This window comes from Mycobacterium hainanense, from assembly GCF_041890355.1.
In the GTDB taxonomy this organism is placed as follows: Bacteria; Actinomycetota; Actinomycetes; order Mycobacteriales; family Mycobacteriaceae; genus Mycobacterium; species Mycobacterium hainanense.
Genome location: NZ_CP169059.1, coordinates 3268622 through 3284960 on the forward strand (window position 1 = coordinate 3268622; position 16339 = coordinate 3284960).

10 protein-coding genes are annotated in these 16339 nt (G+C 69.3%); 4 read left to right on the forward strand and 6 right to left on the reverse strand.

The genetic code is table 11. From position 1 onward, the window contains the following. Window positions 1-4 precede the first annotated feature (4 nt). Window positions 5-2908: an excinuclease ABC subunit UvrA gene (uvrA, locus tag ACEL92_RS15135; protein ID WP_374021555.1), complete on the reverse strand. Its 2904-nt coding sequence runs from the start codon at window positions 2906-2908 to the stop codon at window positions 5-7. A 111-nt stretch (window positions 2909-3019) separates the two neighbouring features. Here uvrA and ACEL92_RS15140 point away from each other — a divergent pair, with 111 nt between their 5' ends. Next, window positions 3020-3706, forward strand: coding sequence for an MBL fold metallo-hydrolase (locus ACEL92_RS15140; RefSeq protein WP_374021556.1), 687 nt, complete (start codon window positions 3020-3022; stop codon window positions 3704-3706). Window positions 3707-3796: 90 nt separating this feature from the next. Here ACEL92_RS15140 and ACEL92_RS15145 read toward each other — a convergent pair whose 3' ends face one another. After that, complete coding sequence (locus tag ACEL92_RS15145) at window positions 3797-4240, reverse strand: universal stress protein (RefSeq protein WP_374021557.1); 444 nt, start codon at window positions 4238-4240, stop codon at window positions 3797-3799. A gap of 284 nt (window positions 4241-4524) precedes the next feature. Between ACEL92_RS15145 and ACEL92_RS15150 the strand changes: the two genes are divergently transcribed. After that, window positions 4525-6090 carry a hypothetical protein gene (locus tag ACEL92_RS15150; protein WP_374021558.1) on the forward strand — a complete coding sequence of 522 codons (1566 nt, stop codon included), beginning with the start codon at window positions 4525-4527 and terminating at the stop codon, window positions 6088-6090. Window positions 6091-6142: 52 nt separating this feature from the next. Beyond that, a complete protein-coding gene (locus tag ACEL92_RS15155) occupies window positions 6143-6862 on the forward strand; it encodes an MgtC/SapB family protein (RefSeq protein ID WP_374021559.1) in 720 nt (239 codons plus the stop codon). 12 nt (window positions 6863-6874) lie between these two features. On the opposite strand, the gene ACEL92_RS15160 is transcribed toward ACEL92_RS15155, so the two are convergent. The 3 genes from ACEL92_RS15160 to ACEL92_RS15170 all read right to left on the reverse strand — a co-directional run bounded on the left by ACEL92_RS15160 (window position 6875) and on the right by ACEL92_RS15170 (window position 12626). Next, window positions 6875-8281, reverse strand: coding sequence for an MFS transporter (locus tag ACEL92_RS15160; RefSeq protein ID WP_374021560.1), 1407 nt, complete (start codon window positions 8279-8281; stop codon window positions 6875-6877). A 57-nt stretch (window positions 8282-8338) separates the two neighbouring features. Beyond that, a complete protein-coding gene (gene uvrB / locus ACEL92_RS15165) occupies window positions 8339-10498 on the reverse strand; it encodes an excinuclease ABC subunit UvrB (RefSeq protein ID WP_374021561.1) in 2160 nt (719 codons plus the stop codon). Window positions 10499-10580: 82 nt separating this feature from the next. Further along, on the reverse strand, window positions 10581-12626 hold the full coding sequence (locus ACEL92_RS15170) for a serine/threonine-protein kinase (protein ID WP_374021562.1): 2046 nt from the start codon (window positions 12624-12626) through the stop codon (window positions 10581-10583). A gap of 297 nt (window positions 12627-12923) precedes the next feature. Between ACEL92_RS15170 and ACEL92_RS15175 the strand changes: the two genes are divergently transcribed. Then, window positions 12924-15560, forward strand: a complete 2637-nt coding sequence (locus ACEL92_RS15175; RefSeq protein WP_374021563.1) for an FHA domain-containing protein — start codon at window positions 12924-12926, stop codon at window positions 15558-15560. Between the two features lie 12 nt (window positions 15561-15572). On the opposite strand, the gene ACEL92_RS15180 is transcribed toward ACEL92_RS15175, so the two are convergent. Next, window positions 15573-16319, reverse strand: a complete 747-nt coding sequence (locus ACEL92_RS15180) for an SDR family oxidoreductase (RefSeq protein WP_374021564.1) — start codon at window positions 16317-16319, stop codon at window positions 15573-15575. Window positions 16320-16339 lie beyond the last annotated feature (20 nt).

Consider the following 16339-nt stretch of genomic DNA (forward strand, 5'->3'; position numbering starts at 1 on the left):
CCGATCAGGCGGTGACTTTGCGCCGCCGCTTCGGCCGCTGCGGCGGGGCGGCGCGGCCGATCACCTCGGCGAGGAATTTCCCGGTGTAGCTTTCCGGCACGGCGGCGATGTCCTCCGGGGTGCCCTCGGCCACAACGGTTCCGCCCTCCGCGCCACCCTCGGGCCCCATGTCGACGATCCAGTCGGACGTCTTGATGACGTCCAGGTTGTGCTCGATGACGATGACGGTGTTGCCCTTGTCCACCAGCCCATTGATCACGGTGAGCAGCTTGCGGATGTCGTCGAAATGCAGCCCGGTGGTCGGCTCGTCGAGGATGTAGATGGTCCGCCCCGTCGAGCGCTTCTGCAGCTCGGCGGCCAGCTTCACGCGCTGCGCCTCACCGCCGGACAGCGTCGGCGCGGGCTGGCCCAGCCGGACGTAGCCCAGGCCGACGTCGACCAGCGTGCGCAGGTAGCGGTGGATGCCGGTGATCGGCTCGAAGAACTCCGCCGCCTCCTCGATCGACATGTCCAGCACCTCGGAGATGGTCTTGCCCTTGTAGTGCACTTCCAGGGTTTCCCGGTTGTAGCGCGCGCCGTGGCACACCTCGCAGGGCACATACACGTCCGGCAGGAAGTTCATCTCGATCTTGATCGTGCCGTCACCCGTGCACGCCTCGCAGCGGCCGCCCTTGACGTTGAACGAGAACCGGCCCGGTTGGTAGCCACGGACTTTGGCCTCGGTGGTCGCCGCGAACAGCGTGCGGATCTTGTCGAACACGCCGGTGTAGGTGGCCGGGTTGGACCGTGGCGTGCGACCGATCGGCGACTGGTCGACGCGCACCAGCTTGTCCAGGTGGTCCAGGCCCGTCACCCGGGTGTGCCGCCCCGGCACCAGCCGGGCGCCGTTGAGCCGGTTGGCCAGCACCGTGGCCAGGATGTCGTTGACCAGCGTCGACTTGCCGGACCCGGACACCCCGGTCACGGAGGTGAGCACCCCGAGCGGGAACGACACGTCGATGCCGCGCAGGTTGTGCTCGCGCGCGCCGACGACCGTGAGCTGACGCTTGCGGTCTATCGCACGCCGGATCGCCGGCATCTCGATGGCCTCCTTGCCCGACAGGAAGGCACCGGTGATCGACTCCGTGTTGGCCAGCAGCTCGGCGTAGGTCCCGCTGTGCACGATCTGCCCGCCGTGCTCACCGGCGCGGGGACCGATGTCGACGATCCAGTCGGCGTGGGCGATGGTGTCCTCGTCGTGTTCGACGACGATCAGCGTGTTGCCCAAATCCCTTAGTCGCGTGAGGGTTTCGATGAGCCGACGGTTGTCGCGCTGGTGCAGCCCGATGGACGGCTCGTCGAGCACGTAGAGCACGCCCACCAGACCGGAGCCGATCTGGGTGGCCAGCCGGATGCGTTGGGCCTCACCGCCGGACAGCGTGGCCGCGGCGCGGGACAGCGACAGATAATCCAGCCCCACGTCGAGCAGGAAGCCCAGCCGGGACTGGATCTCCTTGAGCACCTGCCCGGCGATCGCCTGCTCGCGGGGGCCCAGCGTGAGCGCGTTCAGGAAGTCCGAGCAGTCCGAGATCGACAGCTCCGACACCTCGGCGATGGACTTGGTGCCCCGGTCCCCCGCGGACAGTGTCACCGCCAGGATCTCCGGCTTGAGCCGGGTGCCGTTGCATTCCGGGCAGGGCACGTCCCGCATGAAGCCCTCGTAGCGTTCCTTCATCTGCTCGGATTCGGTCTGCGCCATCTTGCGCTGCAGGAACGCCAGTACGCCCTCGAAGTCGGCGTAGTAGGAACGGGTTCGGCCGTAGCGGTTGCGGTAGCGCACGTGCACCTGGTGGTCGGAGCCCTCGAGAATCGCCTTGCGCGCCTTGGCCGGCAGCTTGCGCCACGGCGTGTCGACGTCGAAGCCCAGCTCGTCGCCGAGGCCGGCCATCATCCGGGTGAAGTACTCCGCGGTGTGGCCCGTCGACCACGGCGCCACCGCCCCCTCGGCCAGCGTGCGTTCCGGGTCGGGCACGACCAGGTCGGGGTCGACCTCCTTGCGGATGCCCAGGCCGGAGCATTCGGGGCAGGCGCCGTAGGGCGAGTTGAACGAGAACGACCGCGGCTCGAGGTCGTCGACCGCGAGCGGATGCCCGTTGGGGCAGGCCAGCTTCTCGGAGAACCGCTGCTCGCGGTTGTGGGCATCGTGTTCGTGGTCGACGAACTCCAGCACCACGATGCCGTCGGCCAGGTTCAGCGCGGTCTCCACCGAGTCGGTGAGCCGCTGCTTGGCGCTGGCCTTGACGGTGAGGCGGTCCACCACCACCTCGATGTCGTGCTTCTCCTGCTTCTTCAGCTTGGGCGGGTCGGTCAGCGGGTGCACCACGCCGTCGACCCGGACCCGGCTGTAGCCCTGTGCGTTCAGCTTCTCGAACAGGTCGGCGAACTCACCCTTGCGGGTGCGCACCACCGGGGCGAGCACCAGGAACCGGGTGCCTTCTGGCATCGCCAGCACCTGGTCGACGATTTGCTGGGGCGTCTGACGGGCGATCCGCTCACCGCAGACCGGGCAGTGCGGCGTTCCGGCGCGCGCGTAGAGCAGCCGGAGGTAGTCGTACACCTCGGTGATCGTCCCGACCGTCGACCTCGGGTTGCGGTTGGTCGACTTCTGGTCGATCGACACCGCCGGGGACAGGCCCTCGATGAAGTCGACGTCCGGCTTGTCCATCTGCCCCAGGAACTGACGGGCGTAGGCCGACAACGACTCCACGTACCGGCGCTGGCCCTCGGCGAAAATCGTGTCGAACGCCAGCGACGATTTGCCCGATCCCGACAGCCCGGTGAAGACGATCAACGCGTCGCGCGGTAGGTCGAGGTCGACGCCCCGCAGGTTGTGTTCGCGGGCGCCCTTGATGATCAGGCGGTCAGCCACGCTGCCCTCTCTCGGTGAATCTTTGACGTGCTGTGGACGTTGATGCGCACGGCGCATTCCATGCTATGTGCCCATACCGACAAGCAACGTTTGACCAGTAACGTGGCCGCTATGACTGCCTCGGTTGTTCCCAGCAACAACTACACCGGACACGTCGACCCTGGTACCGCGGCCCGCCGGACCCTACCCGGCGCCACGATCCTAAAGGTCTCGGTGGGCCCCATGGACAACAACGCCTATTTGGTGACTTGTTCCGCCACGGGCGAAACCCTGCTGATCGACGCCGCCAACGACGCCGACGTCCTGATCGACCTCATCCGGCAGAACGCGCCCAAGGTGTCGCTGATCGTGACCAGCCACCAGCACTTCGACCACTGGCAGGCGCTCGCGGCCGTGGCCGCGGCCACCGGCGCGCCGACCGCCGCCCACGAGATCGACGCCGAGCCGCTGCCGGTCAAGCCGGACCGTTTGCTGGCCGACGGCGACGTGGTCGGAATCGGCGAGCTGCAGTTCAAGGTCATCCACCTGCGCGGTCACACGCCTGGCTCGGTCGCGCTCGCCCTTGACGGGCCCGCGACGGGCGGGGTCACCCAGCTGTTCACCGGCGACTGCCTGTTCCCGGGCGGCGTCGGCAAGACGTGGCAGCCGGACGATTTCACCCAGCTGCTCGACGACGTCACCACCCGGGTTTTCGACGTGTACGACGATTCCACCGTTATTTATCCCGGCCACGGCGACGACACGGTGCTGGGCGCCGAGCGGCCACACCTGGCCGAATGGCGCGAGCGGGGCTGGTGAGTCGAGGCGCCGTGGCGATCGCGAGCGCGGCGTAGCCGGGCGATGGGGGCACCTCCCGCTTGCCGGGCGAAGCGGGTCGCCACCGTCGGATTAGGACGTGGTGTGCACGATCAGCACGTCGACCTTGGCCCGCCGCGAGACGTTGGCCGGCACCGATCCCAGCAATCGGCCGGCGATCGTGCTGAGGCCGACGTTTCCGACGACCAGCAGGTCGGCCTTTTCGTCCTCGGCGAGCTTGACCAGCGCGTCGACCGGGGCGCCGACGATCGGGCGCTCCTCCACGTTCTTGGCTCCGGCCTTGTGCGCCCGCTCCTTGGCGTCCTGCAGGATCGCGTAGATGGGCGCCGTGCCGGACACCTTGTAGCTTTCCTCGCGCAGGGCGTCGGCGGCCCGGGTGTCTTCGTGCTGGGGCAGGTACGCCGACGCGACGATCAGCTTGGCGTCCGTTCCCGCGATCTGCGCCGCCTTGTCTACCGCACGCATTGACGAGTCGGAGCCGTCGGTTCCCACCACCACAGTCCGATAGGCGCCCATTTACCCTCCCTGATTCGGTTGGTCAGCCAACTCAAGACACTATCGCGTTTGCCCGGTGCAGAGGGAAGAGATTAGACACACCACGTGGTCGGGCGTGTCGACAATTTGCGGCGCCCCGCTGCGTCAACGCAGAATATCGCCGATGACAAAACAATCAAATGGTCCGGCCGGGGACGGAAAGCGTTGCATAACGCCGCTTTTCGTGGAATGCGCACGCGGGGCCGAATACGCCGGAGCCGTTTTGTGACCCGCGTCGGCGATTCAGCTTTACAGTGACAAGCATCATGTCCATCGCCGAGCACCACGTCGCGGATGAGATCGAGGAACCCGCGCCCCCGCGTCCGCCCGGCCGATTGCTCGACCCGTGGGCCGTCGCCGTCTTCGCGGCCGTCGTCAGCGGCGCCTGGGCCTGCCGGCCGTCCCTGTGGTTCGACGAGGGGGCGACCATATCGGCCGCGGCGAGCCGGACGTTGGCCGAGCTGTGGCGGCTGCTGAGCCATATCGACGCCGTGCACGGGCTGTATTACCTGCTGATGCACGGCTGGTTCGCCGTTTTCCCGCCGACCGAGTTCTGGTCGCGGGCGCCCAGCGCCCTGGCGGTCGGCGCGGCCGCCGCCGGGGTCACGGTGTTCACCAGACAGTTCTCGACCCGGCCAGTCGCGGTGTGCGCGGGCGTCGTCTTCGCCATCTTGCCGCGCACCACCTGGGCCGGTATGGAGGCGCGCCCCTACGCCTTCGCGGCGGCCGCGGCGGTCTGGCTCACCGTATTGCTCGTCGCCACCGTCCGGCGCAACAAAGCCCGTTGGTGGATTTGCTATGCGCTGGCGTTAATGCTGTCGATTCTGCTCAATCTGAACATGGTGCTTATGGTGCCGGTTTATGCGGTAATGGTGCCGTTGTTGGCGCCGCAGAAAGCGCGCAAATCCCCCGTCATTCGGTGGGCGATCAGCTCGCTGGTCGCGGTCGCGGCCATGACGCAGTTCATGTTGTTCGCCCACGGCCAGGTTTGGCAGGTCAACTGGATTTACCCGGTCAGCTGGCATTACGCGTTCGACATCGTCCTGCGCCAGTATTTCGACCACAGCGTTCCGTTCGCGATCGGATCCGCGGTCCTCATCGTGGCCGCGATCGCGGCCCGGCTGGCGGGGGTCCGGCCGCCGGCCGGCGACATGCGCCGCCTGTTGATCGCCTGCGCGGCGTGGCTGGTGATTCCCACCGCGCTCGTGGTCCTGTATTCGGCCGTCAGCGAACCGATCTATTACCCGCGCTACCTGATCTTCACCGCGCCCGCGATGGCCGTCGTGCTCGCCGTGTGCATCGTGACGCTCGCCCGCAAACCGCGGGCGATCGCGGGTGTGGTGCTGGTATGCGCCGCGGCCGCGGTGCCCAACTACCTGTTCATCCAGCGCTGGCCGTACGCCAAGGAGGGCTGGGATTACAGCCAGGTCGCGGATTTGATCAGCTCGCAAGCGGCGCCGGGTGACTGCCTGATGGTGGACAACACCGTGCCGTGGCGGCCCGGACCGATCCGTGCCCTGCTGGCCACCCGGCCGGCGGCCTTCCGATCGCTGATCGACGTCGAACGGGGGGCGTACGGGCCGAAGGTCGGGTCACTATGGGACGGCCACGTCGCCGTGTGGCTGACCACGGCCAAAATCAACAAATGCCCCGCGATCTGGACCATTACCAACAAAGAAACGTCGCTGCCCGACCACCAATCCGGTGTGTCATTGCCGCCCGGATCCGCATTCGGCCGTTCCCCGGCCTATCGATTCCCCAGTTACCTCGGGTTCCGCATTGTCGAACGCTGGCAGTTCCATTACTCGCAGGTGGTGAAGTCCACGCGCTGATTGGCACTTTGCCGGCGGCGTGAACCGCCATGTGTTGGGTAGTTGATTGGGTATGCAAAACTGGCTGGCCGCCCCGATGCTGGGCGGCAACGTGCAGGGTCTCAGACACCTGGTCGAGCTGTTCGCCGCGTTCGGGCTGACCGCGCTCATCGGCCTCGAACGCACCATCCAGGGCAAGAGCGCCGGGCTGCGGACCCAGACGATCGTCGGGACGTCGGCGGCCTTGATCATGCTGGTCAGTAAGTACGGCTTCGCCGACGTCCTGTCGCCCGGCGCGGTCGTGCTGGACCCGTCCCGCGTCGCGGCCCAAATCGTTTCCGGCGTGGGCTTTCTGGGGGCCGGCATCATCATCACCCGGCGTGGCGCGGTGCACGGGCTCACGACGGCCGCCGCGGTGTGGGAATCGGCCGCGGTGGGCATGGCCGTGGGCGCAGGCCTGGTCCTGCTGGCCGGCGCCGTCGTGGCCCTGCACTTCGTCAGCGCGCTCGTCTTCAAGGCCGTCGAGGGGCGTCTGACGGCCCAGCTGCGCGGGACCATCCGGGTGCAGATCATCTACGAGAACGGCCGCGGCATGCTGCGGGAAGTGCTGCGGATCTGCGGGCAGCAAAACTGGCAGCTGACCGAGCTCGACGCGGACGCGCACGACATCGACGACGGCGAGGTGCGGGTGGCCATGACGTTGTCCGGCAGCAGGATCGCGAGCGCGCGACAGGTGTTGGGCGACGTCGACGGGGTGGTGGCGGTCTTCCAGGCCGACGACGACCCGGACTGACGACGCCGCGGGTCAGCCGATCGGCTGCGGCTGGCGCGCGCGGCTCGCGCCGTAAGACACCGCCACCCCGGCCGCGCAGAGCGCGGTGAACACCGTGAACAGCCAGTGCGCCGCCATCCCGTCGCCGCCCTTGGCGGTGTTGACCACCACCCCGGCCAGACCCGCGGCGATGGCCGCGGAGATCAGCTGGACGGTGTTGATCGCGGCGGACGCGGCGCCGCCCTCGGCCGGGTCGGCGACCGAGGACATCGCGCGCGCCGACAGATGCGGCCAGGCCATGCCGATCCCGGTGCCGGCAACCAGCAGCGCCACCGCCCACAACGCGGCCGTCCACGGGGATGCGTCACCGCGGCGGGCGACCGCGGCCAGGGCCAGGCCGGAGGCGGCCACGATCGGTGCCGCCACGATCACCCGCGCGATCGTGCGGGGGCGCTCCAGGGATGCGCTGAGGATCTCGCTGACGGTCCACCCCAGCGCGAGTGCCGCCCCCAGGAAGCCGGCCGCGATCGGGGTCAGGTGCGCCAGCCGCTGGCCGAACAGCGGCACGTAGGTGTTCACCATCGCGGCGCCCATCAGCGCGCCCATGGTCAGGTAGATCCACTTCAGCGGCCCGGGGCCGAAGACACTGGGCGGCAGGATCGCCGCGTGCGTCCGCCAATCGACGAACACGAACGCCACCACCAGGGCGACACCGACGGCGAGCAGGGCGAAGGTCGCCAGCGGGGAGCTCGGAATCTGGGCGACGCTGACCGCCAGCGCGGCCGAACCGATCAGCAGCAGCGACCGCACCGGGACCTTCATCGGGCCGACGACGGGCGTGCGCTCGACGCGGGCCAGGGCGACGGGCACCAGCAGGGCCATCAGGGCGGTCAGCACCGCCATCGCCACGAAGGCCCAGCGCCACAGGCCCAGCTGGGCGAACAGGCCGCCCGTCGTCGGGCCGACCACGGTCGCCACGCCCCACATCGCCGACACCAGCGCCGAGCCGCGCGTCCACAGCATGCGCGGGAGCGCGGAATTGATCAGCGCGTAGCCGAGGCCGGCCAGCAGCCCCCCGGCCACGCCCTGCAGGGCGCGCCCAGCTATCAGAACCTCCATGTTCGGCGCCGCCGCGCAAACCAGGCTGGAGACGCCGAATACCGCGAGACCGGTCAGGTAGCACGAGCGCGCCCCGACCCGCAGCAGCATCGGATTGACCATCGCGGCCGCCACCACCGACCCGACGAGGTACAGGGTCGTGACCCAGGCGTAGAGCCGGTTGCCGCCGATTTCGGCGACGGTGTTCGGCAGCAAGCTGGTGGTCAGGAACTCGTTTGTGGCGTACAGGCCCACCCCGCCGGCCAGCAGGATGGAGGTCCTCAGATACCTGGCACCGAGCAGCTGGCGCCAGCCGCCAGTCACTGTCGCGGTGTGGGTCACCCCTCTACCGTATGGGGTGTCTCGGTGCTGGAATTCGGAGATGCGCTGCCAGCAAACTCATTTCAGGCCGGCGGCGTCCATCCCCCGCAGCTCCTTCTTCAGGTCGGCGATCTCGTCGCGGAAGCGGGCGGCCAGCTCGAACTGCAGGTCCCGCGCGGCGGCCATCATCTGCTCGGTGAGGTCCTTGATCAGGTCGGCCAATTCGGCGCGCGGCATGCTGGCCGTGTCGCGACCCTCGAAGACGCCGGCGCTGACGGCTCGGCCCGGTTCACCCTGGGCGCGCCGGCCCCGGGACGAGTTGCGGCCTGAGCCGCCGACCCCCACCGTCTCGGTGTCGTCGGCCTCGCGATAGACCTGGTCGAGGATGTCGGCGATCTTCTTGCGCAGCGGCTGCGGGTCGATGCCGTGGGCCTCGTTGTAGGCGATCTGCTTGGCGCGGCGCCGTTCGGTCTCGTCGATCGCCTCCTTCATCGAGTCCGTGATCGAGTCCGCGTACATGTGCACTTCACCGGAGACGTTGCGGGCGGCGCGGCCGATGGTCTGGATCAGGCTGCGCGAGGACCGCAGGAAGCCCTCCTTGTCGGCGTCCAGGATCGCCACCAGCGAGACCTCGGGAAGGTCCAGGCCCTCGCGGAGCAGGTTGATGCCGACGAGCACGTCGTACTCGCCCAGCCGCAGCTGGCGCAGGAGTTCCACCCGGCGCAGCGTGTCGACCTCGGAGTGCAGGTAGCGCACCCGGATGCCCATCTCGAGCAGGTAATCGGTGAGGTCCTCGGCCATCTTCTTGGTCAGCGTGGTCACCAGCACCCGCTCGTCGGCGTCGGTGCGCTTGCGGATCTCGCCGATCAGGTCGTCGATCTGCCCCTTGGTCGGCTTGACCACCACCTTCGGGTCCACCAGGCCCGTCGGCCTGATGACCTGCTCGACGAACTCGCCGCCGGACTGGCTCAGCTCGTAGGGCCCGGGCGTGGCCGACAGGTACACCGTCTGCCCGATCCGGTCGGCGAATTCTTCCCAGGTCAGCGGGCGATTGTCGCACGCGGACGGCAGCCGGAACCCGTACTCGACCAGGTTGCGCTTGCGGGACATGTCGCCCTCGTACATCCCGCCGATCTGCGGAACAGTGACGTGCGACTCGTCGATGACCAGCAGGAAGTCCTCCGGGAAGTAGTCGAGCAGGGTCGCAGGCGGCGAGCCCGGGCCGCGGCCGTCGATGTGGCGCGAGTAGTTCTCGATGCCCGAGCAGAAGCCGACCTGGCGCATCATCTCGATGTCGTAGTTGGTGCGCATCCGCAGCCGCTGCGCCTCGAGCAGCTTGCCCTGGCCCTCCAACTCGGCCAGCCGTTGCGCCAGCTCCTCTTCGATCGTCGAGATCGCGTGGGCCATCCGTTCCGGCCCGGCGACGTAGTGGGTGGCCGGGAAGATCCGCAGCGAGTCGACCTGGCGGATGACGTCACCCGTCAACGGGTGCAGGTAGTACAGCGCCTCCACCTCGTCGCCGAAGAACTCGATGCGCACCGCCAGCTCCTCGTAAGACGGGATGATCTCGACGGTGTCGCCGCGCACCCGGAAGGAGCCGCGGGTGAAGGACAAATCGTTGCGGGTGTACTGCACGTCGACCAGCAGCCGCAGCAGCGCGTCGCGGGGCACCTCGGTGCCGACGCTGAGTTCCACGGAGCGGTCCAGGTAGGACTGGGGCGTGCCCAGGCCGTAGATGCACGACACCGAGGCCACCACGACCACGTCGCGCCGCGAGAGCAGCGACGACGTCGCGGAGTGCCGCAGCCGCTCCACGTCGTCGTTGATCGAGCTGTCCTTCTCGATGTAGGTGTCGGTCTGGGCGATGTACGCCTCCGGCTGGTAATAGTCGTAGTACGACACGAAGTATTCAACGGCGTTGTGCGGCAGCATTTCTCGCAGCTCGTTGGCAAGTTGGGCGGCCAGCGTCTTGTTCGGCGCCATGACCAGCGTGGGCCGCTGCAGCCGCTCGATGAGCCAGGCGGTGGTGGCCGACTTTCCGGTGCCGGTGGCGCCGAGCAGCACCACGTCACGCTCCCCCGCCTTGATGCGCCGTTCCAGCTCGTCGATGGCGGCCGGCTGGTCGCCGGCGGGCGAATGCGGGCTGACGACCTCGAAGCGGCCGCCGACGCGCACGACCTCGTCGACCGCGCGGTATTCCGAATGAGCGAGTACGGGATGTTCCGTGGCGAAAGCCATGCCACCAGGTTAGAACCGCGCACCGACAAGTGTCGCGGAGCCGGAGCTCGGAGTCACATCAGCCACACCAGCACCATAGGGGCTACCCCGCCGGGCGCGTCCAGGTCCGCGTGACGGGGTCGCACTGCAGCAGGTAGCCGTCGCTCGAGGTGGTCATGGCGAACACTGAGGTGCCCGGGCGGTCGCACGAGCTGCCGGAGGCGTGCACGCCCATCGTGATCGGGGCCTTGGCCCAGCTGTTGGCCTCGCAGACGATCTGCTCGCTGTTGGTCGGGTCATAGGCCAGCTTGCCGACGTCGCCGCACGCCGCACCGAGCACGGGCGGCGCCGGGGCGGCCGCGGCGGCCGACGTGGCGACGGCCTGGGCGGGATCGCCCAGGTTCACCCCGGCGGGCACGTCGCCAACCCGGGTGGCCACCACGGGCACCCGCACCACCGCGCCTTGCGCGCCGCACTCGTTGGTCAGCACGGTCTCGGTCACCGTGCCGCGCAGGGTGCCGTCGGCCTGGGGGGCCAGTGACCACGCCAGCGTCTCCTGCTGGGTCGCATTGGCCTGGCCGTTGGGCGGCGTGCAGTCCATCCGCTCCTGCTGCGGCGCGCCCTGCCAGTAGCCGCCGACGAACCGCAGCGTGTCCGTCGGGCCGTTCGCGGTCTGGTGGGTCCCGTTGTCCAGCCGGGCGCCGGAGGCCGCGCAGCCGTTCGTGGTGCACACGGAACGGAAGGCCCACCAGCCGGTGGCGGGGCCGTCGTGGCGGATCGCGACGCCGTTGGTGGTCCGCTTGCTCTGGTCGTAGTCCAGCCGGTAGCTGCCGGACAGCGTCGGTCCCCCGGACGTCGCGGGCGCCGGGACGGACGGTTTCGACGCGAGCGCCGGGTTGGCCGGCGGGGTGTCCGGCTCGAAGGAATACAGGACCGACCAGGTGGCCGCCACGGCGATGAGCATCGCGCACACCAACCCGACCGCCCACCGCGTCCGCGCCGAGAACCGGTGGTTCAACGCGGCGAGGGCGGCGCGCGGGCGGCTGCGGGGCGGCGTCGTCGCCGCGGTGCGGGCCCGGCCGCGGGGGGCTGGTTCCGCGGCGGTGTCGCACCGCTCGCTGACGGCGGCGGCGAACGCGCGGCACCGCTGGAAGCGGTCCTCGGGTTGTTTCGCCAGGGCCTTGCGGAACGCCTCGTCGAGATGCGCCAGCTCCGGGCGGTAATCGCTGAGCCGGGGCGGCTCCTCGTGCAGGTGCTGGCTGATCACCGCAATAGGATTCGAGTGCTGGAACGGCGGCGTGCCGGTCAACAGATGGAAAGCCGTTGCGGCCAAGGCGTATTGGTCGGCCCGCCCGTCGATGTTGGATCCCGTCAGTTGTTCCGGCGCGGCATAGGCCACCGTTCCCACCGCGACGTTGGTCTCGGTGATCCCGCTGATGTCGCCCAGGTGACGCGCGACGCCGAAGTCGGCCAACAGGATTCGTCGTTCGCCGTCGTCCGGATGGGTGAGCAGGATGTTCGCCGGTTTCACGTCGCGGTGCAGCAGCCCGCGGTCGTGGGCGTAGTCCAGGGCCCCCGCGACGGCGTGGACGATGGCGCATACCTCACCGACCGGCATCCCGTCGGGGTAGCGCTCCTTCACCAGCCGCGAGGCGTCGGTGCCTTCGACGTAGTCCATGGAGATCCAGAGGTGACCGTTGAATTCGCCGCGGTCGTGCACGCCGACGATGTGGGGATGCCACAGCGTCGCGGCGAGATCGGCCTCGCGGTTGAACCTTTCGCGGAACTCGGGATCGGCCGTGACCGCTTCGGCCAGGACTTTGATGACGTCGCGGCGCGGCAACCGGGGATGCAGCGCCAGATACACCTCGGCCATGCCGCCTGCGCCCAGCTGGCGCAGGATCGTGTAGCCGGCGAACGGTGCCCCGCTGGATATCGACGGGCGGGCGCCGTCGGCCTGGACGGGGCCGGCCCCGGGCTCCGCGTTCGGGGTCGAGCTGACCGGCGGGATGCGACGGAACAGATGGGCGACGGTGACGGCGGGCAGCGACTGAAACCCCGCGCGCAGGGCCGCACGGGCCTCGCGCGGGTTGCTCAGCAGCCGCCGTCCGGTGCCGATGCGCCGGGTTGTCCCCTTGTCTTCCTCCATCTACCGCCTCGCCCCCTCTCGTCGTTTGAGCCCGGCTTGCCGCAACCTGACACGGTGCGCACCGCCCCGGGCGCGTCCATCGCGATTGAGCCCCGCCTCGCCTCGGCGCTCCGGCCGGCACGACGATGTGCCCGTCGCGCACGCAAACGGCCCTCCCCTTCCGTTCAGATCATGCCGGATCCCGGTAGGGGCTTGTTCTCAGCGAGCTATGAACCGGCTATGAGTGGCCGGATCGAAACAAAGGGAAATCACAGGCGATCCCAATAGAGACCACTCACCGCCCGCACCGATACTTGAGTGGTGACTCGACCCGCTCCGCCCATCCTGACGATTCGGCACGACGGGTCCCAACGATCCTTCGCGGCCGGCCACGAGGTGGTCGTCGGCCGCGACGCCCAGGCCGACGTGCGCATCCCCGATCCCCGCATTTCCCGCTCCCACCTGATCCTGCGCTTCGACCAGGGCCGGTGGCTGGCCATCGACAACGGCTCGCTGAACGGTACCTATCTCAACGGCTACCGGATGCCGGTGATCGATGTCCACGACGGCCAGAGCATTCACGTCGGGAATCCGCGGGGGCCGCGGCTGACCTTCGCCGTCGGGCCGCAGCAGGGCTACGCCGAGCGCCCGGGCCGGACGCGGCCGGGCCCGGAGGCCGGCCCGCCGACGCTGGCCTGGTCCGCGCTGCCCGAGCCAACGAATCCCACCCGGCCGCCGCGGCCCGCGCCGCCCAGGCCGCCGGGTCGCCCACCGAATTCCCCGCTCCGCCAGCCCATGCCACCGCCCCGGCAGGCGCCGCCACCGCAGAGGCCCCTGCCGGCATCGGGCGGCCCGCCGCGCGGCACACCACCCGAGGAGCGGACCGACGTGCACGCGGGGGCGCCACGGCAGGCGTCGACGCCGCCCGCCGAACTCACCGTGGTCGACGCGAAGTCGGCCGACGTGTCGAACCTGGCGACGCGCTTTGTGAAGTTGCTCTCACCGCGCTCGTCGGCGGCCGCGGGCACCCGCGCCTTGACGATCGGGCGCGCCGCGGAGAACGACATCGTGGTCTCCGACGTGCTGGCCTCCCGTCAGCACGCGACATTGGTGCAGACGCCGCTGGGCACCGAGATCCGGGACAACAGCATCAACGGGACGTTCGTCAACGGCACCCGGGTCGGGTCGGCGATCCTGTCCGACGACGACGTCGTCACCATCGGCAACGTCGACCTCGTCTTCCGCGACGGCACCCTGACCGAACGCAGCGAGGCCGAGACCCGCACGGGCGGGCTGGAGGTGCGCAACGTCAAGTACGTCGTCGACAACGGCAAACAACTGCTGGACGACATCTCGCTGATCGCGCGGCCCGGAACGCTGACCGCCGTGATCGGCGGCTCCGGCGCGGGGAAGAGCACGCTGGCCAGGCTGATCGCCGGCTACACCACCCCCAGCTCTGGCTCGGTCACGTTCGAGGGCCACGACATTCACGCCGAATACGCGTCCCTACGCAGCCGCATCGGCATGGTCCCGCAGGACGACGTGGTGCACCGGCAGCTGACCATCAACCAGGCGCTCGGCTACGCCGCCGAGCTGCGGCTGCCGCCCGACACCAGCAAATCCGACCGGGCGAAGGTCGTCGCGCAGGTCCTCGACGAACTTGACCTGACCAAGCACGCCGACACCCGGGTCGACAAGCTGTCCGGCGGCCAGCGCAAGCGCGCTTCGGTGGCGCTCGAGCTGCTCACCGGCCCGTCGCTGCTGATCCTCGACGAGCCGACCTCCGGCCTGGACCCGGCGCTCGACCACCAGGTCATGACGATGCTGCGGCAGCTGGCCGACGCCGGCCGCGTGGTGATCGTGGTGACGCACATGCTGTCCTACCTCGACACCTGCGACCAGCTGCTGTTGGTGGCCCCGGGCGGCAAGACGGCCTACTGCGGCCCGCCCGACCAGATCGGCGCGGCGATGGGCACCACCAACTGGGCGAAGATCTTCACCAAGGTGGGCGCCGACCCCGACGAGGCCAACCGGCGCTTCATCGAGCAGCGTGACGCCGAGAAGCGGCCGCAGAAACCGGACAAGGCGGCCGAGCCGGGCGCCCTGGGCGAACCGGTGCACACCAGCGTGCGGCGGCAGATCTCGACGGTCGCCCGCCGGCAGATCCGGCTGGTCGTCGCCGACCGCGCCTACTTCATCTTCCTGGCGGTGTTGCCGTTCATCCTGGGTTCGCTGTCGCTGACCGTCCCGGGCAGCAACGGATTCCATCTACCCGGACCGAACGCCGGGACGCCCGACGAGGCGGCGCAGATCCTGGCGCTGCTGATGCCGGCCGCGGCGTTCATGGGCACCGCGCTGACGATCCGCGACCTGGTCGGCGAACGCGCGATCTTCCAGCGCGAGCAGGCGGTCGGGCTGTCGACGACGGCCTACCTGCTCGCGAAAACCGCGGTGTTCTGCGGGTTTGCCGTTGTGCAGTCGGCCATCATCACCGCGATCGTGGTGGTCGGCAAGAGCGCGCCGACGCGCGGCGGCGTCCTGCTCGGCCACTCGACGGTCGGGGCGACGGTCGAATTGTTCGTCACCGTCGCGGCCACCTGTGTCGCCTCGGCGATTCTCGGCCTGGCGATCTCGTCGCTGGTCCGCTCCAGCGAGCAGATCATGCCGCTGTTCGTGGTGACGGTGATGGCCCAGCTGGTGCTCTGCGGCGGCATGGTTCCCGTGACCGGCCGGCTGGGACTGGACCAGCTCTCCTTCGCGATGCCCGCACGCTGGGGCTACGCCGCGGCGGCGTCGACGGTGGATCTGCGGCACCTGGTGCCCGATTCGCTGCTGTCCCAGGACCGGTTCTGGCAGCACACGTCGAAGGCCTGGCTGCTGGACATGGGCATGCTGGCGGCGTTGTCGCTGCTCTATGCCGGCTTCGTGCGCTGGAGAATCCGCCTGCGCCGATAGGCCGGGTCGGCCTTAGATCTGCTCCGCACCGCCGTCGACGAAGACCTCGCTGCCGGTCATGAAGCTGCTCTCGTCCGACGCGAGGAAAAGCACCGCCGCGGCGACCTCCTCGGGCCTGCCGAGGCGGCCCATCGGGACCTTGGCCGCCTCGCCGTCGCGTATCTCCTGCTCCCGTCCGGCCGGCGCCAGCCCCAGCAGCCCCGGCGTCTCGACCGGGCCGGGAACGATCGTGTTGACCCGGATGCCGCGGCCCACGAGTTCGGCGGCCCAGGTCCGCCCGAACGAGCGGATCGCCGCCTTGGTCGCCGCGTACACGCTGAACGCGGGGGTGCCGTTGTAGGCGGCGGTCGAGCCGGTCAGCACGATCGACGAGCCGCGGTTGAGCAGCGGCAGCATGGCCTGCACGGTGAACAACGTGCCGCCCACATTGGTCATGAACGTGGACGTGAAGTGTTCGACCGAAATGTCGCCCAGCGCCGCGAATTCCCCGCCGCCCGCGTTGGCGAAGAGCACGTCGAGGCCCTGTCCGCGGGCCGCGACGACGTCGGCCACCGCCGCCACGTCGTCAACACTGGCCACGTCGGCGCGGATGCCCGTCGCGCAGTCACCGATCGAGGCCACCGCGGCGTCGATGGTCTGCTGGTTGCGACCGGTCAGGATGACGTGGGCGCCCGCGTCGGCCAGCCGCTGCGCGGCCGCCAACCCGATGCCCGAATTCCCGCCGGTGACGAGTGCCGTCTTTCCGCTGAGGTCGCTCACGGTGACTAGAGTAGGTGCAT